The organism is Sphingomonas kyeonggiensis, assembly GCF_030812785.1.
In the GTDB taxonomy this organism is placed as follows: domain Bacteria; phylum Pseudomonadota; class Alphaproteobacteria; order Sphingomonadales; family Sphingomonadaceae; genus Sphingomonas; species Sphingomonas kyeonggiensis_B.
Genome location: NZ_JAUSTJ010000001.1, coordinates 1,866,651 through 1,885,210, shown reverse-complemented (window position 1 = coordinate 1,885,210; position 18,560 = coordinate 1,866,651). Strand labels below are relative to the sequence as shown.

Annotated in this window: 19 protein-coding genes; 5 read left to right on the top strand and 14 right to left on the bottom strand. The window is 68.3% G+C overall.

Annotated elements, in window-relative coordinates; translation table 11 throughout:
- Positions 1-13 precede the first annotated feature (13 nt).
- The gene (gene queG, locus J2W22_RS09230) at positions 14-1,114 is read right to left on the bottom strand and encodes a tRNA epoxyqueuosine(34) reductase QueG (RefSeq protein ID WP_307117923.1); all 1,101 of its coding nucleotides are present in this window, start codon (positions 1,112-1,114) and stop codon (positions 14-16) included.
- A 41-nt stretch (positions 1,115-1,155) separates the two neighbouring features.
- On the opposite strand from queG, the gene J2W22_RS09225 reads away from it, so the two are divergent.
- The 4 genes from J2W22_RS09225 (at position 1,156) to msrB (ending at position 5,455) form a co-directional block, all read left to right on the top strand.
- On the top strand, positions 1,156-2,088 hold the full coding sequence (locus tag J2W22_RS09225) for an ABC transporter ATP-binding protein (protein WP_307117922.1): 933 nt from the start codon (positions 1,156-1,158) through the stop codon (positions 2,086-2,088).
- Positions 2,085-3,317: an ABC transporter permease gene (locus J2W22_RS09220; protein ID WP_307117921.1), complete on the top strand. Its 1,233-nt coding sequence runs from the start codon at positions 2,085-2,087 to the stop codon at positions 3,315-3,317. Before J2W22_RS09225 ends, J2W22_RS09220 begins: the two co-directional genes overlap by 4 nt.
- A gap of 228 nt (positions 3,318-3,545) precedes the next feature.
- Positions 3,546-4,787 carry a cytochrome P450 gene (locus J2W22_RS09215; RefSeq protein WP_307117920.1) on the top strand — a complete coding sequence of 414 codons (1,242 nt, stop codon included), beginning with the start codon at positions 3,546-3,548 and terminating at the stop codon, positions 4,785-4,787.
- A gap of 185 nt (positions 4,788-4,972) precedes the next feature.
- On the top strand, positions 4,973-5,455 hold the full coding sequence (msrB, locus tag J2W22_RS09210) for a peptide-methionine (R)-S-oxide reductase MsrB (RefSeq protein ID WP_307117919.1): 483 nt from the start codon (positions 4,973-4,975) through the stop codon (positions 5,453-5,455).
- Positions 5,456-5,668: 213 nt separating this feature from the next.
- On the opposite strand, the gene J2W22_RS09205 is transcribed toward msrB, so the two are convergent.
- The gene (locus tag J2W22_RS09205) at positions 5,669-6,238 is read right to left on the bottom strand and encodes a CHAP domain-containing protein (RefSeq protein ID WP_307117918.1); all 570 of its coding nucleotides are present in this window, start codon (positions 6,236-6,238) and stop codon (positions 5,669-5,671) included.
- 421 nt (positions 6,239-6,659) lie between these two features.
- Here J2W22_RS09205 and J2W22_RS09200 point away from each other — a divergent pair, with 421 nt between their 5' ends.
- Positions 6,660-7,211 carry a hypothetical protein gene (locus J2W22_RS09200; protein WP_307117917.1) on the top strand — a complete coding sequence of 184 codons (552 nt, stop codon included), beginning with the start codon at positions 6,660-6,662 and terminating at the stop codon, positions 7,209-7,211.
- A 37-nt stretch (positions 7,212-7,248) separates the two neighbouring features.
- Here the strand turns inward: J2W22_RS09200 and J2W22_RS09195 are convergent, their stop codons facing one another.
- The 12 genes from J2W22_RS09195 to J2W22_RS09140 all read right to left on the bottom strand — a co-directional run bounded on the left by J2W22_RS09195 (position 7,249) and on the right by J2W22_RS09140 (position 18,507).
- The gene (locus J2W22_RS09195) at positions 7,249-7,983 is read right to left on the bottom strand and encodes an extensin-like domain-containing protein (protein ID WP_373422953.1); all 735 of its coding nucleotides are present in this window, start codon (positions 7,981-7,983) and stop codon (positions 7,249-7,251) included.
- Positions 7,980-8,723, bottom strand: coding sequence for an NUDIX hydrolase (locus J2W22_RS09190; protein WP_307117916.1), 744 nt, complete (start codon positions 8,721-8,723; stop codon positions 7,980-7,982). The genes J2W22_RS09195 and J2W22_RS09190 overlap by 4 nt, the downstream gene beginning before the upstream one ends.
- Before the next feature lie 194 nt (positions 8,724-8,917).
- Entirely contained in the window at positions 8,918-9,934 is a 1,017-nt protein-coding gene (locus tag J2W22_RS09185; RefSeq protein ID WP_307117915.1) for an SMP-30/gluconolactonase/LRE family protein, read from the bottom strand.
- A 58-nt stretch (positions 9,935-9,992) separates the two neighbouring features.
- The gene (locus tag J2W22_RS09180; protein WP_307118014.1) at positions 9,993-11,087 is read right to left on the bottom strand and encodes a Gfo/Idh/MocA family protein; all 1,095 of its coding nucleotides are present in this window, start codon (positions 11,085-11,087) and stop codon (positions 9,993-9,995) included.
- A 290-nt stretch (positions 11,088-11,377) separates the two neighbouring features.
- Complete coding sequence (locus J2W22_RS09175) at positions 11,378-12,403, bottom strand: sulfotransferase (RefSeq protein ID WP_307117914.1); 1,026 nt, start codon at positions 12,401-12,403, stop codon at positions 11,378-11,380.
- Positions 12,387-12,761, bottom strand: coding sequence for a hypothetical protein (locus J2W22_RS09170; protein ID WP_307117913.1), 375 nt, complete (start codon positions 12,759-12,761; stop codon positions 12,387-12,389). Before J2W22_RS09170 ends, J2W22_RS09175 begins: the two co-directional genes overlap by 17 nt.
- On the bottom strand, positions 12,758-12,964 hold the full coding sequence (locus J2W22_RS09165) for a hypothetical protein (protein ID WP_307117912.1): 207 nt from the start codon (positions 12,962-12,964) through the stop codon (positions 12,758-12,760). The genes J2W22_RS09170 and J2W22_RS09165 overlap by 4 nt, the downstream gene beginning before the upstream one ends.
- Complete coding sequence (locus tag J2W22_RS09160; protein ID WP_307117911.1) at positions 12,955-14,322, bottom strand: arylsulfotransferase family protein; 1,368 nt, start codon at positions 14,320-14,322, stop codon at positions 12,955-12,957. Before J2W22_RS09160 ends, J2W22_RS09165 begins: the two co-directional genes overlap by 10 nt.
- Positions 14,323-14,410: 88 nt before the next feature.
- Positions 14,411-15,742, bottom strand: a complete 1,332-nt coding sequence (locus tag J2W22_RS09155; protein ID WP_307117910.1) for an ATP-binding protein — start codon at positions 15,740-15,742, stop codon at positions 14,411-14,413.
- Positions 15,739-16,467 carry a response regulator gene (locus J2W22_RS09150; protein WP_307117909.1) on the bottom strand — a complete coding sequence of 243 codons (729 nt, stop codon included), beginning with the start codon at positions 16,465-16,467 and terminating at the stop codon, positions 15,739-15,741. The genes J2W22_RS09155 and J2W22_RS09150 overlap by 4 nt, the downstream gene beginning before the upstream one ends.
- Before the next feature lie 56 nt (positions 16,468-16,523).
- Complete coding sequence (locus J2W22_RS09145) at positions 16,524-16,910, bottom strand: OsmC family protein (protein ID WP_307117908.1); 387 nt, start codon at positions 16,908-16,910, stop codon at positions 16,524-16,526.
- Positions 16,911-17,106: 196 nt separating this feature from the next.
- Positions 17,107-18,507 (bottom strand): efflux transporter outer membrane subunit, encoded by a 1,401-nt coding sequence (locus tag J2W22_RS09140; protein WP_307117907.1) that lies wholly within the window; start codon positions 18,505-18,507, stop codon positions 17,107-17,109.
- Positions 18,508-18,560: the final 53 nt, after the last annotated feature.

Sequence of the window (18,560 nt, the reverse complement as noted above, 5' to 3'; positions counted from 1 at the left end):
TGGGGCATGTGTCTCACCGAGAGCGGGAGCCAGCGGACAGCCCCCACCCCAACCCCTCCCCTGAAGGGGAGGGGCTTAACTTGGCCAAAGCCCACCCCGCAGCCTCCCGCACCGTCTCGTCCGCATCCCCCAGCAACGCCCGCACCGGCTCGGCCAGCCCGGCATCCCCGCTGTTCCCCGCCGCGATCAGGCAATTGCGCACCATCCGGTCGCGCCCGATCCGCTTGATCGGCGATCCCGAGAACACCTCGCGGAACCCCGCATCGTCGAGCGCCAGCAGGTCCGCCAGCGCCGGCGCGGTCAGCTCGGCGCGCGGCACGAACGCCAGGTTCGCCTGCGCCGCATGGGCGAACTTGTTCCACGGGCACACCGCCAGGCAATCGTCGCAGCCATAGATGCGGTTGCCGATGCCTTCGCGGAACTCCTCCGGGATCGGCCCCTTGTGCTCGATCGTCAGGTAGGAGATGCAGCGCCGCGCATCGAGCTGATAGGGCGCCGGAAAGGCATCGGTCGGGCACGCCGTCTGGCACGCATCGCAACTGCCGCAGGTGGTGCGCACCCGCGCATCGGGTTCCAGTTCCGCCGTGGTGTAGATCGCCGCGAGGAACAGCCAGCTGCCATGGCTGCGGCTGACCAGATTGGTGTGCTTGCCCTGCCAGCCCAGCCCCGCCGCCTCGGCCAGCGGCTTCTCCATCACCGGCGCGGTATCGACGAACACCTTCAGGTCGGTCCCCGGCGCCTCGGCGACCAGCCAGCGCGCCAGCTCCTTCAGCCGCCGCTTGACCACGTCATGATAGTCCTGCCCCTGGGCATAGGTGGAGATCCGCCCGATCTCGCCATGCCCGGCCAGCGCCAGCGGGTCGCGCGCCGGCGCATAGCTCATCCCCAGCGAGATCACCGAGCGCACCTCGGGCCACAGCCCCGCCGGGCTCTCGCGATGATGCGCCCGCTCCTCCATCCACAGCATCGAGCCGTGGCGCCCGTCCTCCAGCCATTGCCGCAGCCGCTCGGCGGTCTTCGGCGCGGCATCGGCGCGCGCGATCCCGCAGGCCGCGAAGCCGATTTCGGCGGCTTTGGCCTTTATTAGTGCTTCGAGTGGCTTGTGCTGTTCCACGCCGACCCGCTACCACCAAAGCAATCAGGGAGGGACTCCATTTGACTGGAGAATTGGCCGTAAGCGCCCAAGGGCTCGTCAAATATTTCGGCGATCGCCGCGTGGTTGACGGCGTGGACATCAAGGTTCCCAAGGGGCTGGTCTATGGCGTGCTCGGCCCGAACGGCGCCGGCAAGACCACCACGCTGCGCATGCTGCTCGGCATCATCGAGCCCGACGAAGGCGAGCGCTCGATGCTCGGCTATGGCCATCCGCGCGACGCCAGCGACCTGGTCGGCTATCTCCCCGAGGAGCGCGGCCTCTATCCAAACATGAAGTGCCGCGAGGCGATCGCCTTCATGGGTGCCCTGCGTGGCCTGCCCTGGGCGACCGGACGCAAGCGCGCCGACACGCTGCTCGACAATGCCGGGCTCGGCCATGCCAAGGACGAGAAGATCCGCAAGCTCTCCAAGGGCATGGCGCAGCTCGTCCAGCTGCTCGGCTCGGTGGTCCACGAGCCCCAGCTGCTCGTCCTCGACGAGCCGTTCTCAGGCCTGGATCCGGTCAACCAGGAGAAGCTCGAAAAGCTGATCCGCGCCGAGCGCGACCGCGGCGCCACCATCCTCTTCTCCACCCACGTCATGGCGCATGCCGAGCGGCTCTGCGACCGCCTCTCGATCATCGCCGGCGGCAAGGTCCGCTTCGAAGGCACGGTCAACGATGCCCGCGCGACGCTGCCGATGAAGGCGCATTACACGCCGCACCACAATGTCGAGGGTGCCCATGTCCTGCTCCCCGCCGATGCCGTGCGCGAAGGCGATGGCTGGCGCTTCACCCTGCCGGCCAACGGCATCGAGGCGCTGCTCGTGAAGCTGATCGACGGCGGCTACGGCGTCTCCGGCCTGTCGATCGAACGGCCCGGCCTGCACGATGCCTTCGTCAAGATCGTCGGTGCCGATGCCCTGAAGGATCAGGACGAGGAGGAAGCGGCATGAGCAAGTTTTCGCGCATGCTGCGCCAGGCGCTGACCGTCGCCCGCCGCGACTTCACCGCCACCGTCTTCACCCCCACCTTCCTGCTCTTCCTGCTCGCCCCGGTGCTGATGATCGGCTTCGGCGCGGTCGGCGGCATCGGCGCCCAGTCGATCGTCGGCGACGATTCGCAGATGAAGATGGTGGTGATCGCCCCGCCCTCCCAGGCGCCCACCCTGATCGAGACCGACCGGCAGCTGCGCAAGCTCTTCCCCAGGAAGAGCGAGATCATGCCGCCGCCGCTCACCGTCGAGGCACCGCAGGGCGATCCGGCGGCGCAGGCGCGGGCCTATTTCGACAGCGACAAGTTCGATGCCGCCGCCGTGCTCTACGGCCCGCTCGACAAGCCCGAGATCCTCTATGCCCGCCGCGGCTGGACCGAGGCGCAGTTCCTAACCCAGCTCGCCGAGCAGAGCCTGCGTGCCCAGAAGCTGGGCAATGCCGAGCCGCTCGCCACCGTCACCCAGACCGCGGTCAAGCGCGGCCAGGGCTCGCCCACCGGGCGCGGCCAGGCCGCCTCGATCGGCGTGTTCGCGATCTTCTTCCTCACCCTGTTCCTCTCGGGCCAGGCGGTCGGCACCATGGCCGAGGAGCGCTCGAACAAGGTGATCGAGATCCTTGCCGCCGCCGTCCCCCTGGAAAGCGTATTCTTCGGCAAGCTGATCGGCATGTTCGGCGCCGCAATGCTGTTCGTGCTGTTCTGGGCGACGGTGCTCATCAACGCGACCAGGCTGCTGCCGCCCGAGATCGCCGCCGGCTTCCCCAGCGTGGTCGCGGTGATCGGCGCGCCGACCTATGCGCTGCTGTTCATCACCTATTTCACCATGTCCTACATGCTGCTCGGCGCGATGTTCCTCAGCATCGGCGCGCTGACCTCCACCCAGCGCGAGCTGCAGATGCTGTCGCTGCCGATCACCATCTTCCAGATGATGATGTTCGGCCTGGCGCTGGGCGCGGCGACGCGGCCGGGCAGCTGGGTCGAGATCGCGGCGCAGGTCTTCCCGTTCAGCTCGCCCTTCGCGATGATCGGGCTGGCGGGCAGCTCCCCGGTGATCTGGCCGCATCTGCTCGCGCTCGCCTGGCAGGCGCTGTGGGTGGCGATCATCATCACCGTTGGCGCCCGCGTCTTCCGCCGCGGCGTGCTCAAGTCGGGCAGCCCCAAGCGCAAGACGAAGATCGAGGCGACCATCTAAATTCCTCCCCGAGCTTGTCTCGGGGAGGGGGACCATTCGCGCAGCGAATGGTGGAGGGGCCGGCGCGGAACGCGGCGGTGCCCGGTGCGCGCCACCTATTTGATCGTCATCCCCGCCTCCGCGGGGATGACGGCTATTTGCGATAGCCCGCCTACCCCCTATCACCTCTCACTATTGACACGACTGTCAATTAGGTATTCCCTCTCCGCAGAATACAGGAGAGGCAGCATGGCTACGCTTGCGACCGAAACCGGAACTCCCGGCACCCCGGCGGTCGATCCGCTCGACGTCAGCCGCCCCGAGCTCTACCGCGACGACACCTGGCACGCGCCCTTCCGCGAGCTGCGCGCCCGCGGCGGCATCCATTATCACGAGAACACCGCCTTCGGCCCCTTCTGGTCGATCGCCACCTACAAGCCGCTCGTCCAGGTCGAGTCGCTGCCCGAGATCTTCTCGTCCGAGGCCGGCGGCATCACCATCGCCGACATCGCCGAGGGCGACATCAAGATGCCGATGTTCATCGCGATGGACCGGCCCAAGCACACCGACCAGCGCCGCACCGTCGCCCCCGCCTTCACGCCGAGCGAGATGGTGCGGATGAGCGACAATATCCGCATGCGCACCGCCGAGATCCTCGATTCGCTGCCGGTCGGCGAGGAATTCGACTGGGTCGACCGCGTCTCGATCGAGCTGACCACCCAGATGCTGGCGCTGCTGTTCGACTTCCCCTGGGAGGAGCGCCGCAAGCTCACCTACTGGTCCGACTGGGCCGGCGATATCGAGATCGCCAAGGATCCCGTCCGCAAGGAGGAACGCCGTCAGATCCTGTTCGAATGCGCCGCCTATTTCGGCAATCTCTGGCAGGGCAAGCTAGGCAAGGAGCCGCGGCCCGACCTGATCTCGATGATGATCCATTCGGACGCGATGAGCCACATGGACCAGATGGAGTTCCTCGGGAACCTCATCCTGCTCATCGTCGGCGGCAACGACACCACGCGCAACTCGATGAGCGCCTATGCCTGGGGGCTCAACCAGTTCCCCGACGAGCGCGCCAAGCTCGAGGCCGATCCCGGGCTGATCCACAATGCCACGCAGGAGATCATCCGCTGGCAGACCCCGCTCGCCCATATGCGCCGCACCGCGACGCAGGATACCGAGCTGGACGGCCACAAGATCCGCGAAGGCGACAAGCTCGGCCTCTGGTACATCTCGGCCAATCGCGACGAGAGCGTCTTCCAGGATGCCGACCGGATCATCGTCGACCGCGAGAATGCCCGCCGCCACCTCGCCTTCGGCCACGGCATCCACCGCTGCGTCGGCGCGCGCCTGGCCGAGCTGCAGATCGGTGTGCTGATGGAGGAAATGGCCAAGCGCCGCCTGCGGGTGAACGTGCTGGCCGAGCCGGAACGCGTCGCGGCCTGCTTCGTCCACGGGTACAAGAAGATGGCCGTGGAGCTGAGCCACTATTGAGGCCCGACAAATTCCCCTCCCTGCAAGGGAGGGGCTAGGGGTGGGTTAGGAAAGGCCGGGCTCGATGCCCGGCCTTTTCTATTTTCGGCTGCCGGCTGGCTGGGCGCCCCCGGCCTTCGCCGGGGTCGCAACCCACCCCCAACCCCTCCCTTGCAGGGAGGGGAGCAGAAGCCCACATCTCCCATATGGAAACCAACCGCCGCAGCTTCCTCGCCATCGCCGGTCTCGGCGCCTTCACCGCAGCCTGTGGCGGCGCGCCCGCCGAGGCGGCGCAGAAATTCCCCTTCACGCTCAGCGACGCCGAGTGGCGCAAGCGGCTCAGCCCCGCCGCCTATCGCGTGCTGCGCCAGGGCGCGACCGAGTATGCCTTCTCCAGCCCGCTCAACAAGGAGCACCGCGCCGGCACCTTCACCTGTGCCGGCTGCGCGCTGCCTTTGTTCAGCTCCACGACCAAGTTCGACAGCGGCACCGGCTGGCCGAGCTTCTGGCAGCCGCTTCCCAACGCGGTGGCCACCGATGCGGACAATTCGCTCGGCATGCGCCGCACCGAAGTCCGCTGCCGCCGCTGCGGCGGCCATCTCGGCCACGTCTTCGACGACGGCCCGAGGCCGACCGGCAAGCGCTACTGCATGAACGGCGTCGCGCTGGCGTTCGTGGCGAAGGGCTAACCTAATTCCTCCCTCGGAGGGCACCTCCGGGGGAGGGGGACCGCCGCCGAAGGCGGTGGTGGAGGGGGCGCTCCGCCCCGCCACACCCCCTCCACCACGCGACTGCGTCGCGCGGTCCCCCTCCCCCGCTCCTGCGGAGCGAGGGAGGAATGAAATACATACGAAAAAGCCCGGCACTGCCGGGCTTTCCCAGTTCCGAAGCTCTAGAACCGATCACCCCGCGTCGGGGATCTCGTTCTTGGCTTCCGCCATCAGGTCGCTGAGGTCGAGGTCGAGCGACGGCTTGAAGTCGTCGTCGCTGAAGTCGCGCGGCGCGCCGTCCGAATAGATGAAGCCGTTGACCGGATAGACCGAGGTGCCGAGGCCGCCGACCGGCGCGAACCACACCTTCACTTCGCTCCAGTCGCCCGCGGCCGACACGTCGACGGCGCGGACGTTGCGCTCGATGCCGCCGGCACGCGACCAGTTGGCATGGGTGAGCAGCACTTCGCGGTCGCTGACGATCTGGCTGACCATCGCGACATGGCCGAGCGGCATCTTCGAGGTGCGCTGGAACGACATCACCGAGCCGACCTTCGGGGCCTCGCCGCGCTGGTAGCGGCCGGCGGCCTGGTTCCACCAGGTCCAGGCATTGCCATGGATGTTCACGCCGGAAATCTCGCGGGCATAGGGCGCGCACTGCCAGAAGGTACGGCCCTTGGCCGAAGCCGCCTGCGGAGCGGCCATCATCAGCGTGCAAACAGCCATCAGCGCGAAACGCGCTGCGAAAACGCGGAAATTCATGGACCCCCCGGTCAGGAAGCAGTCAGGTGTTGAGTGCGACTGACCAAAGTATAGGCGCGAAGTACACCCCTGCGGCTCGTCGATCCGACGAACCGTTGCGACGAGCCGATGACCTGCAAAAAACCCTCCGCCGGAGGGAACCTTTGCCTCGAAACTTCGTGCCGCCCCTCCCGAAAGCCGGCCAGACCCTCCGGGCGAACCCGGACCCGGATAGGCCACGAATGGGCAATATCGTTGCGCAAGCCCATCACCCGGCAAGCTTTTCCACAAGCGCGACTTCGGTTCGTCGCATCCATGTTGCGCCGCGGAATCGGTTGGTCTCCTATAATGAACAGGGGACGACGACAGGTTAAGCGACCCGTTAACCATATGGGCGCAGTATCTGTCCTGGAGGGTAATTTTGGGGTGGGAGTTTTGAACGATGGGAGCACGGGCTAAGCCGGCAGAAGGCGCGATGACGCTGGCCGAAATGAAGGAATTCGCGGGATTCTCCGCAGCGACGCAGCGCTACATCCGCCGCTCGCTCGACATCGGGCTGGAGCGCGACGACGCGATGCTCCGCTGGTCGCGCGACGTGGTCGAGGCTGCCAGCATCCGCGCCCAGGCGCATATCTATGAGCGCCTCCAGGAAGTGCGCGCGCTGATGCCCGACGACAGCGACCTCGACTCGATCGAGCCGTTCATGGCCCCGCTCGTCGCCATCGCCGCCTTCGACCTCAGCCAGGGCCGCCTCACCAGCTTCTCGGCCTTCCGCTTCCTCTACGAGCGGCTGATCGGCGCCGAAGTGCGCCCGTGGCTCCCCTCGGCCTTCTGCGCCGCGGCGGCGCTGCCGCACCTCCATCCGGAGCTGCGCCGCAAGCTGCTCCAGTCGATCAGCGAAGCCGCCGCGACTGCCTCGGGCTGGTCGAACCGCCAGCCGAGCTTCTACCCGGCCTGGGTGGAAAAGGTCGACTCGGCCGCCCTGCCGAACTGAAGACTAAAACTCCTCCCTCGCGAAGCGGGGGAGGACCTCACCTGCACGCCCGCCACCCCATCTCGCCCCGCTCCGCCTCGTCAAGGTGCAGGTGGTCGCGGTGCGCGGCGTTGTAGTCCGGCGAGAGCACGGTCGAGAACAGCCGGCACGCGCCGCTCCGCACCTCGCGCAGGAATGCGGCCTTCGCCCCGCCCTCGCCCCAGTCCTTCACCACGCTGATCCGCGTCCCGTCGCCCAGGCGAAACCCCGCTACGTCGATCGCGTCCGCCGTCGCATGCTCGCTCCAGTCCCCGGCGCTGCGCCCGTACATCCGCCGGCACGAATAGCTGCCGAGATGCTCGACCTGCGTCACCGCCGCCCCGAAATGCTTCTGCGCTGCCGGCTGGACCACCTCCCATTCCCACAGCGAAAGCGCCGCCGCCACCGGGCAGGAGGTGCCCAGGTTCGCGGGGCTGAACCCGATCCCCCGCGACCCGCCGCCCACCAGCCGCACGCCATCGGCATAGCCGCACTGCGCATCCTCGCCCGTCACCTGGGCCAGCACGGTGTAGCGAACCCCGGCCGAGCGGAGCAGCGCACGGCACTCGGCAAAGTCGTCGGTCAGCCCGGCGAGCTTGCGCCCGGTGAAGATGCCGATCGGCTGGCTGAGGTCGAGCCGCGTCCAGGGCAGGTCCTGCGGCCGCCCGCGCAGCGCCGCCCAGGCGAGCAGTCCGCCCCCGAGCAGCACGGCGAACAGGATCGTCGCCGAGATCGCCCGGCGCACATCCTTCACGCGCGGATCGCCTCGTCGAGCCGCTGCGAGGTGACCGGATAGCCGAGATCGTCGGGGATGCAGAGGTGCCGCTCGCCGTCCCGTTCCTCGATCCACGGCGTGATCGTCCGCACCGGATGCGCCCGGGCGTCGGCCACCGCATCGTCGAAGCTGCCGAACAGCGCCAGCCGCTCGAGATTGCGCCGGGTCGGGAAGATGATGTGCACCTCGCCGGCATCTGCCGCGTCGAGCACCGCCCGGGCGCTCGCCCAGAACAGGCGGACATTCTCGTTGCCGTCGACCAGCGGCTCGGCCCCCTCGGGCGCGCGGACCAGATAGAAGCGCGTGTCGAACACCTTGTGGTGCACGCCTGCCGGCAGCCAGCGCGCGAACGGCACCAGCGTATCGAGCGCCAGCGCCGCGCCCGCCTCCTCGAGCAGCTCGCCCATCGGCTCGCCGGCATAGAGCCGATCGCGCAGCGCGACCATGTCGCCGGCCGGATCGAGCCCCACCGCGACACCCGCTTCCTCCAGCGTCTCGCGGATCGCGGCGATGCGCGCGGCCTGCTCCTCGGCATCGCCGCCGTGCAGCCCGGCCAGCACCAGGTCGCCCGGATCGACCCGCCCGCCGGGAAACACCAGCGCCCCGCCCGCAAACGACATCGCCGCCGCCCGCTCGACCATCAGCAGCTCGGGCGCCCCGCCGGGCATCTCGCGCATCACGATCACGGTCGCGGCGGGAATCGCGGGTTCGTCGGTCATCGGACGAGCTTAGGTCGCGCGCGGAGCGATGGCCAACCAACAATTCCTCCCCGAGCTTGTCTCGGGGAGGGGGACCGCCGCCGAAGGCGGTGGTGGAGGGGCAAGGCGGGACGCCGCCTGCGCCGGCGGCCCCTCCACCATTCGCTACGCGAATGGTCCCCCTCCCCCAGCAAGCTGGGGGAGGAATTAAGCCGCTACCACCCGGAAACCTTCAGCCGCACCTTCACCACCATGTCCGACGAAGTGATGAACAGCGTCTTCCCATCCTCGCCGAAGCAGCAGTTCGCCGCCGCCTTGCCGGTGCCGATCACGCCCAGCTTCCTGCCGTCCGGCGCGATCACCCAGATCCCGCCCGGCCCGCTGGCGAACAGATGGCCGCTCTTCGCCACCTTCATCCCGTCGGGCAGCCCCGGCAGCTTCCGCGCCACCTCATCCGAGAAATCGACGAACGGCACCAGCTCCGAGCTCGCCGAGCCATCCGCGGCCAGCTCGCAGGTATAGATGAGCGCAGCATCCGGATCGGACTGGCTCACATACAGCCGGTCGAGCCCCGGCGAGATGCCGATCCCGTTGGGCCGCTCCAGGCTCTTGTCGATCAGCGACACGCCGCGGCCATCGGCGCCCACCCGGTACACGCCGTTGAAGGGCAGCTGCTTGAGCGGCGATTCATCGCCTTCGCTCAGGCCATAGGGCGGATCGGTGAAATAGATCGCCCCGCCCCGCCCGATCACCAGGTCGTTGCAGCTGTTGAACTTCTTGCCCTCATAGTCGCCGACGACGATCGTCTTCTTCTTCGTCGCCAGGTTGACCCGCGCAATCGCCCTCGTGCCCGAATCGGCCATCAGCAGGTCGCCCTTGGCATCGACGAGCATCCCGTTCGATCCCGCCTCGCGCACGCCCGCCGGGATCGGCCCGACCAGACCCGAGGGCACCAGGAACGGCTTCGCCCCCTCGCCCGCCTTCCAGCGATAGGCGATGTTCTCCGGCACGTCGGAGAAGAGCAGATAGCCGCCCTTCTTCGACCAGGCCGGCCCCTCGGCCCATTTGAAGCCGCGGGCGATCACTTCGATCGGGCTCGCCGCATCGATCAGCGCGTCGAGCGCGGGATCGAGCCGGGTGATGCCACCCAGAGTCTCGGCCTGCGCCAGGCCGGGCAGGAAGGGCAGCGCAACCATGCCGCCCAGCAATGCGCGGCGGGTCGTCTCGATCATGTTCAATGTCTCCGTGGTGCGCGGGGTCGTCGCAGCGTCATCGCGAATAACCCGGCGATCATGCAAGCTTGATCGTCCGCCCCTCGCGTGCCGAGCGATAGATCGCCTCGATCAGCCGCATGTCGCGCAGCCCTTCCTCGCCCGATGCGCGCAGCGGGATGCCGGCCTGCACCACTTCCGCCAGGTGATCGAGCTGGGCGACAAACTGGTTCTTGGCCGGCGTCGGCAGCGTCACCTGCTCGGTGCCGCCGCCCTGGCGCGTCCACATCTGGTGCCCGGTATAGGCGGTGGCCGGCTCCATCCCCACCCAGCCCTTGGTGCCCGTCACGCGGAAGGCATTGTGGTTGGACGAATAGCTCGACACGCAATTGGCGATCACGCCCGAGGGGAAGCGCATCTGCCAGTCGATCCGGTCCTCCACGGTCTTGAACCGCGGGTCGCTCCGGTCGGTATATTCCATCGCGCTGACCGCCACCGGCTCCTCGCCGGCCAGATAACGCGCGGCATTCAGGCTGTAGATGCCGATGTCCATCATCGATCCGCCGCCCGACATCGGCCGGTCGAGCCGCCACTGGTTCGGCTGGGCATAGAAGCCATGCTCGGAAGTGATCAGCGTCGGCCGCCCGACGAACCCCGATTTCACCAGCTCGACCGCGTGGAGATTATACTGCTCGAAATGGCAGCGATAGCCGATCATCAGCTTGCGATTGGCCTTTTTCGCCGCCGCGATCATCGCCTCGCATTCGGCGACAGAGGTCGCCATCGGCTTCTCGCACAGCACATGCTTGCCGGCCTGGCTGGCGCGGATCGCATATTCGGCATGCATGCTGTTGGGCAGCACGACATAGACCAGGTCGATGTCGGGATTGTCCTTGATCCGGTCGTAATTCTTGTAGTCGTACCAGTGCGTCTTCGGGATGCCGTATTGCGCGCCGAACTTCTCCAGCTTGGCCGGCGTGCCGCTCACCAGCGCCTTGAGCTCGGCGAACTCGCAGTCCTTGATCCGCGGCATGATCTGGTTGGTGGCGTAGCTGCCCAGCCCGACGATCGCATAGCCCAGCTTGCGCTTGCCCTGCGCGCAGGCCGGCAGCCCGATCGCGCTGGTCACCAGCCCCGCGCCGATCGTGCCCAGCACGTCGCGCCGCGTTCCCATGATCTTCATTGCCCGGTTCCCTCTTCCGACTGGCGCCGGCGCGTATCCCGCCGATCAACGCGTTAGCGCTATCATGGATGGGGATAGCCGCCTAGGCAGCTACGACTTTGGTCGCACTTCTCCCTCTCCATGCAGAAAATCCTCCCTCGCGAAGCGGGGGAGGGGGACCGCTCGCGAAGCGAGTGGTGGAGGGGGCCTAGCCGCCGGCAATAAGCTTGCGGAGACGCCCCCTCCGTCGCGCTGCGCGCGCCACCTCCCCCGCTTCGCGAGGGAGGATTTTTCGAGGCCTTCTACCCGAACACCCTCCGAAACCGTGCCCGCAGCCGAGCATGCGTCTCCCCCGCCCGCGCCAGCAGCACCGGATCCGCCTCCGCCTGCCGCGCATCCGGCGCCCGCAGCACCGAAGCGTCGATCGGCGCCTCGACCAGCACCGCCAGCCGCGGCGCATGGAGGCGCGGGCTGGCGCACAGTGCGTCATAGTCAAGGAACAGCTGGCGTTCCCCGACTGCGGCCGGCGCGGCGAGCAGCGCGCGGTGCACGCTGTCCCACAGCTTCAGCCAGTAATCGACGCGCATCGCATCCTCGCCCGGCCCAGGGGCGCCGTCGAACAGGAAGGGCCGGTGATCGGCGCCGAACTCGTGATGGCCGAGCCAGGTCATGAAGCGGCGGCGGAACGGATCGTCCTCGGCCAGCGTGATCGCGCGGCGGTGCTGCGACAGGAGCGACAGAGCCTGCTGCAAAGGATCGCGGAACGGATGTATCAGAAGCGCGTCCGGAAAGCTCGCCGCCAGCCCCTCCAGCCGCAGGATATTGTTATTGTTCTTCGATAGATAGCGGGTGCCGCCATGGCGGATCAGCACCAGGCACACATAGTCGCGGAAGTTGGCGAGCGTCTCGGGATCGGGCGCCACCGGCACCAGTCCGTCGCGGCGCAGATAGCGATTTCCCTCCATCGCGCGCCAGAAAACCTCCTCGATCGCCTCCGGGCTGTCGAGATCATGGGTCAAACCGTCGCCATGGCCGCGTTCGCGGGCCTCGACATGCCTCTTGCCGCCCAGCCGCGCCCAGCTGTTCGGAGCAAGTGGAAACGGAAGGTCGCGGTAGGACGGCGCGGCGAAATCGCCGCTGGCATGAAGCAGGCGGGTGAGGATCGAGGTGCCCGCCCGCGCCAGCCCGGCGATGAACACGGGGCGCCCTATCTCCACCTGCGCGATGCGCTTGCGCTGAGCGGCGCGCTCGATGTCGAAGGTCGCTTCGAGCAGCGCGGGGGATCCCAAAGCGATGCGGTGGAGGAGCTTGTCAGCCCCGCTGTACACGCGGGATCACCTGCCAGCGCAGCACGGCATAGCCGAGCGTGAAGGGCATCAGTGCCAACTTCGCCGTCCACTCCGTCTGCGCGGCCGCAATTTCCGGCCACCAGGCGTCCGCTGCCAGCACTGCGAGCAGAGGCGAAGCGGCCGCAACGAGCAGCCCCCCGGCGCGCATCGTCCGCGCGAACATACGGCCCGAAAGGATCCGCATCGCCCGCTCCTTGCCCCAGTCGGACACGCCCTTGCGGGCCATCAGCCGCAGGGCATGCTGGCCGCAGCCGCCAAGCTCCTGGAAAGCGGGGATAAGCGGCAGGGCGCGGGCCAGTTCGAGCACCGCGATGATCGCCAGGAAGGTCAGGATCACCGGGCGCGCCCGCGGATGCGGCGGACCAGCCGCTTGACCGGGTACCAGACCACCGAGACGATCGCGAGCAGGATCGAGCCGATCAGCCCGAAGGCGACGCCGACCGCACCGAGGCCGAGCCCCGGTCCGGTATAGGCCTGGGCGGCGATCGGGGCCGAGAGCGCGAGGGCAAGCGACAGGAAACGAAGGGTTTTTACGAGCATTTTGCATTCACCGTAGCTTGAATGGCCGGGCCATCGGTGGTGGGATCGAGATAGCGCGCCCAGCTAAGGGCCATGCGCCGCTCGGCGGAATCGGCGGAGATGTAGCGCCAGCGCACCGCGCCTTCGGGCGACATGCGGAGGAGACGACCCTGCTCGGTCTCCTCGATCATCGCGTCGCCGCCGGGCAGCGGGGTGCCGCGGCCCTGGGCGCGGGTGGCGATGCGGTTGGTGACGAAGCCCTTCTCCCAGGGCGATCCGGTCTTGTTGTTGGAAAGATCGTGGACGAGCAGGCGGTTATGCCCGTTCACCCGCTCGTCGGGATAGCCCATCAGCGTGTTGTTATCGAACACCGAGATGCGGTGGTCGTCGAGGATGCTGACATCGTGCTGGAAGCGCCACGGGCCGATCTTCCACCACAGGACCCTGCCCGTCTCGGGCCGGTAGAGCGCGATCAGCGAGAGGTTGCGGATGCTGAGGAACAGGTCGCCCTTCTTCCACATCCGCCCGTCGGTCATCGCAGGCTGGATGTCGTTGAGATGAAAGGGATCCTGCACATAGGGCCGGCCCCGCCACAGCCGGGCGAGCCCGTTGCGCTCTAGGATGTCCGCGACGCGGTCGACCTTGAGCAGCGCGCCCTCGGGCGAGACCTGCGCCACCGCATCGTCCCAGAAATCGGCCTTCACCCCCGGCTCGCGCGGCACCGGATAGCGATAGGGCGCCCAGATGGTGCCGTCGGGGCCGAGCTCGGTCGAATGGCTGAAGATGCCGTCGAGTGACCAGAGCAGCCTGCCGCAGGCGTCGTAGCGGGCAAGCGGCGAGCTGTCGTGCAGCACCAGGCTGCCGTCGCGCAGCAGCAGCGGGTGCATCAGCCGGTTGAGCCCGGCGGTCTTGTCGCGGTGAACGTCGGTCAGCGCCGAGCGGAATTTCGACCGGGCATTGGCTGCGTCCACATCGGGCACGAATGTGTGCACGTTGCGCCCGTCGGAGAGGCGGACGAGCTCGACCACCGAGCGCTTGCGCGCCGGATCGAAGGGCGAGATCAGCGCATAACCGGGGTCGGTGAAGGCGGCGTCACGGGTGAATCCGCCGGGCAATTTCTCGTATCTGCCGCCGAAATAGGGGGCATTGCTGCGGAACAGGTGCTGGATCGTGTCGGGCACCCGGGCCAGCGTGATCGCCGCGCGGCCTACGGCGCCGGACTTCTCCCAGCCATCGACGATCGCCCCTGCCCCCATCGCGGCGAGCGGCACCAGCAGCAGCACCAGCGCCAGGCTCCACAGCGGCACCGGGCGCGCGAGCAGCCGCTCGAACGCACCATATTCCCGGTCCTCGCTGTCGCTATCCTTGTCCCGCCGCATGCATCCTCACTGAGATACATGAGTTCAACTTCATGAATGTCGGGGGGATTTCGGTTCGTCGCAGCCGCGTTTCCGCTTTGTGGCCGAATTAGACAGGCAGGGTTACCAGCGCGGAGAGCCCGCCCTCTTCGCGGTTGCGGATGACCAGGTCGCCGCCATGCGCGCGGGCGACGGCGCGAGCGCTGGCCAGGCCCAGCCCGATCCCGCCGGTATCCGGGTTGCGCGAACGCTCGCCGCGGAAAAATGGCTCGAACACCCGGTCGAGGTCCTCTGGCGGCACGCCGGGGCCATCATCCCGCACCTCGATCAGCGCCTGCCCGTCGGCCTCGCCGAGCGAGACCTCGGCGCTGCCGGCATATTTTATCGCATTGATGATCAGGTTGTTGAGCATCGCCTTCAGCGCAGGCGAATTGCCCTCGACCACTACGGGCTCGCCCGGCGCCAGGATCACCGGCTCACCATGATCGCTCATGTCGTCGGTCACCGTCTCCGCCAGCGAGCGCAGGTCGAGCGGCTTGCGCACGCCCTGCTTGGTGGTGTCACGCAGATAGCTGAGCGTCGCGGAGATCATCGCCTCCATATCGCGGATATCGCGCTCGCACGCCTGACGCAGATCGTCGGGCGCCACCTCGAGCCGCAGCCCCAGCCGCATCAGCGGGGTGCGAAGGTCGTGCGCCACCGCGCCGACCACGGTGGCGCGGTCGTCGACATAGCGGTTGAGCCGTGCCTGCATCCGGTTGAACGCTGCGGCGGCGTCGGCGATCTCGGACGGTCCCTCGATCGCGATCGGTGCGGCGCGCGGATCGCGGCCCAGCCGCTCGGCCGCCTCGGCGAAGGCGCCGATCGGCTTGGCGATGCGGCGGGCCAGCGCCCAGGCGAAGGGCGCCACGGCGGCTGCCGAGACGACCAGCCACCACAGCACGAACCAGCGCCACGGCTCGAAGCCGGTGCTGGTGGTGACGGTCACCCAGCGCCCGTCATCGGCGCGATAGGCGGCGGAGAAATCGCCGGTGATGATCACGTCGCGCGCCGATTGCACCGTCGGCGGCGGCACCGGACGCGGCACGCTGGCGCGGTCGTAGCTCTTCTCACGGGTGAGGATGGGCGTGGGGAAGCTGATCAGCACCCGCTCGACCGGCACGCCCATCGCCTTGGCCATCGCGATCTCGGTGCGCTCGCCGCGCGGGTTCCAGGGCTGCTCGGCGAAGCGATCCTCGCGCGAGACCGAGAAGTCGTCGTCGGTGATCTTGCCGCGCAGCGCATCGACCGCCTGCCCCACCGTGTAGAGCTTGGCGGTGGGCGTCTGGACCGCGATCAGCAGGCCGAAGTTCATCAGCTGCGTCACCGCGACGCAGACGACCATCAGCGCGAAGACGCGCAGGAACAGGGGAGACCCGGCACCCGCGCGTCGCAATGTCACGCGCGCACCACCTTGGGGACGAACAGATAGCCTTCATTGCGCACGGTGCGGATGATCTCGTCTCCGCCCGAGCGCAGCTTGCGGCGCAACCGGCTGACCTGCACGTCGATCGCCCGGTCATAGGCGTCCGAATCCGGCCCGCGGGCAGCCGCGAGCAGCGCCTCGCGGCTCAGCACCCGGCGCGGCCGCTCGATGAACACGCGCAGCACCGCGAACTCGCCGTCGGTCAGCCCGACCAGCACGCCGTTGGGATCGAACAGCTCGTGGCTGCCCAGGTCGATCCGCCAGCCCTCGAAGGTGTAGACATCGCCGCTCTCGCTGGTGGCGGCGACCGCACCGCGCTTGCGCAGCGCCGCGCGCACCGTGGCGAGAATCTCGCGCGGGCTGCACGGCTTGGGAAGATAATGGCCGGCGCCGACCTCGAGGCCGAGGATACGGTCCTGCTCCTCGCCGAGCGCACTCAGGAAGATGATCTCCGGCCCGTCGGCACGCGCGATACGGCGACAGGCGGAAAGCCCGTCCTCGCCCGGCATCATGATGTCCATGATCACCAGATCGACCGGCGTGCGCGCGAGGATCTGGTCCATGTCGCGCGTGCTGGAAGCGGTTTCGACCTTGTACCCGCGCGAGCCGAGGCTGTTCGCCAGCAGCATGCGGATGTCGCGGTCGTCATCTACGACGAGCAGTGTCGCCGAATCGTCCTGTTGAGTCGCGGTAGCAAGCATATTTCAGCTTCTACGACAAAATGCGTCTGCGGTGTTGCGCTAAGTTGTAACAAAGTTCACCCGAGCCGGGTTTCGATCGGAACACCGCGCTTCAGGGTGAGGGTGACCGGCGTCTTTTCGGCGATTTCGGCGAGACGCGCATTCTGTTCGGCATCGGTGCCGGTGATCGTCAGGATGCGCTCGATGTTGAGCGTCTCGCCCTGTCCGTGGAGGAACAGCGCGACTTCGATATTCTCGACCGTCCATTGCTTGCGCTCGGCATACATGCGCAGCGTGATCGCGGTGCAGGCGCCGAGCGAGCCGAGCAGCAGCTCATAGGGCGCCGGCCCGGCATCACCGCCGCCGCGCTCGGCGGGCTCGTCGCCGACGAGCTGGTGCGTGCCGAAATCGATCTGGGTGGCGTAAGGGGCGTCGCGCCCGATCCTGGCGATGGCTTGGGTCATGGCGGGGAGACTAGCGGCTCCGCCCGACATCGCCAGAGCCCATTTGGGTAGCATTTTCTTTCTCCCCTCCCTGCAAGGGAGGAGTCCGGGGGGTGGGTCGCGTCCAGGCGATACGGAAAGGCCCGGCGGCACGGTAAGCGTATCGCCAGGCCCTACCCACCCCTCAGTCCCCTCCCTTCGGGGAGGGGAAGTGGTGTCAGCTCTTCTGCCAGCCCCCGCCAAGCGCGCGGAACAGGTCCACCTGAGTCTCGGCGATGAAGGCGTCCGCCTGGGCCAACGCGGCCTCGGCATCGGCGAAGGTACGCTCGGCGTCGAGCAGCGCGAGCGAGTCGATGTCGCCCTCGCGCTGGCGGGCACGGGCGATGTTGACCGCCGCCTCCGCCTCGTTGCGCGCCGCCTGCAGCGCGGTGCGCCGCTCAAGCGCATGGCCATAGGCGGAGAGCGCGGTCTCGGTTTCCTGCAAGGCGTTGAGCACCGTGCCGTCAAAGGTAGCGAGCGCGACCTTGGTATCGGCCTCGGCCCCCGCGACGCGGGCGCGTGCCGGGCCCGGATTCACCGCCCAGTTGAGCAGTCCGCCGACCAGCCAGCGCAGCGGCCCGGCACCGAACACGTCACCGAAATCGGTACCGGTCGAGCCGCCCGAGGCGCCGAGGGTGATGCGCGGATAGAGGTCCGCGGTCGCCACGCCGATCCGTGCGGTGGCAGCGGCGAGGCGGCGCTCGGCGGCTCGGATATCGGGCCGACGGGCGAGCAGCGCCGCACCGTCGCCGACCGGAATCGGCTGGCTGAGGCGCAGCGTCGTGTTGCGCTCACCCACCACCGCCGGCAGATCGGCGGGGGTGCGGCCGGTCAGCGTGGCGAGGCGGAACAGCGCGGCGTCACGCGACGCCTTGAGCGCCGGCACATCGGCCTGGCGCTGGTTGCGCAGCGCGCCGATCCGGGCGGTGTCGAGCCGGGTCGCGAGACCAACGCCGCGGCGCCGCTCGGTCAGCTCGATCGATTGGTCGAGCAGCTGGACGATATGCTCGGCCACGCCCAGCCGCTCGGCAGACGAGGTGGCATCGGCATAGGCACGCGCCGTATCGGCGGCGACGATCACGCGGACCGCATCGGCATCGGCTTCCGCCGCGCCGACATCGCCGCGCGCGGCCTCGGTGCCGCGGCTGAGGCGGCCGAACAGGTCCGCCTCGTAGCTGACGCTCAGGCCGGCATCGATCTGCCAGTCGTTGAGCGGCGCGGAGGGCTGGCGCTGACCTTCGGGCAGGCGGCCGTAATTGGCGCCGGCGCCCAGGGTCGCCTGGGGCAGCTGGTTGGCCTTGGCGCCGCGCAGCGTGGCCCGGGCCTTCTCGATCCGCGCCACCGCGACGCGGATGTCGGTGTTGGCAGCCAGCGCGTCGGAGACGAGCTGGTCGAGGACGGGGTCATTGTAGAGCCGCCACCAGTCGCCCTGCACGGGCTCGGCGGTGACCGCGGGATTGGCGGCGACGAAATTGCCCGCGGCGGTCTGCGGCGGCGTCGGCGCGACATAGTTCGGACCGGCGGCGCAGGCGGCGAGCGCCAGGGCCGAAGCGGTTGCGAGGAAAATACGGTAGGTCATTTCAACTTCCTCCTGCCCGTCATCCCGGCGGAAGCCGGGATCTCAGGCGATGG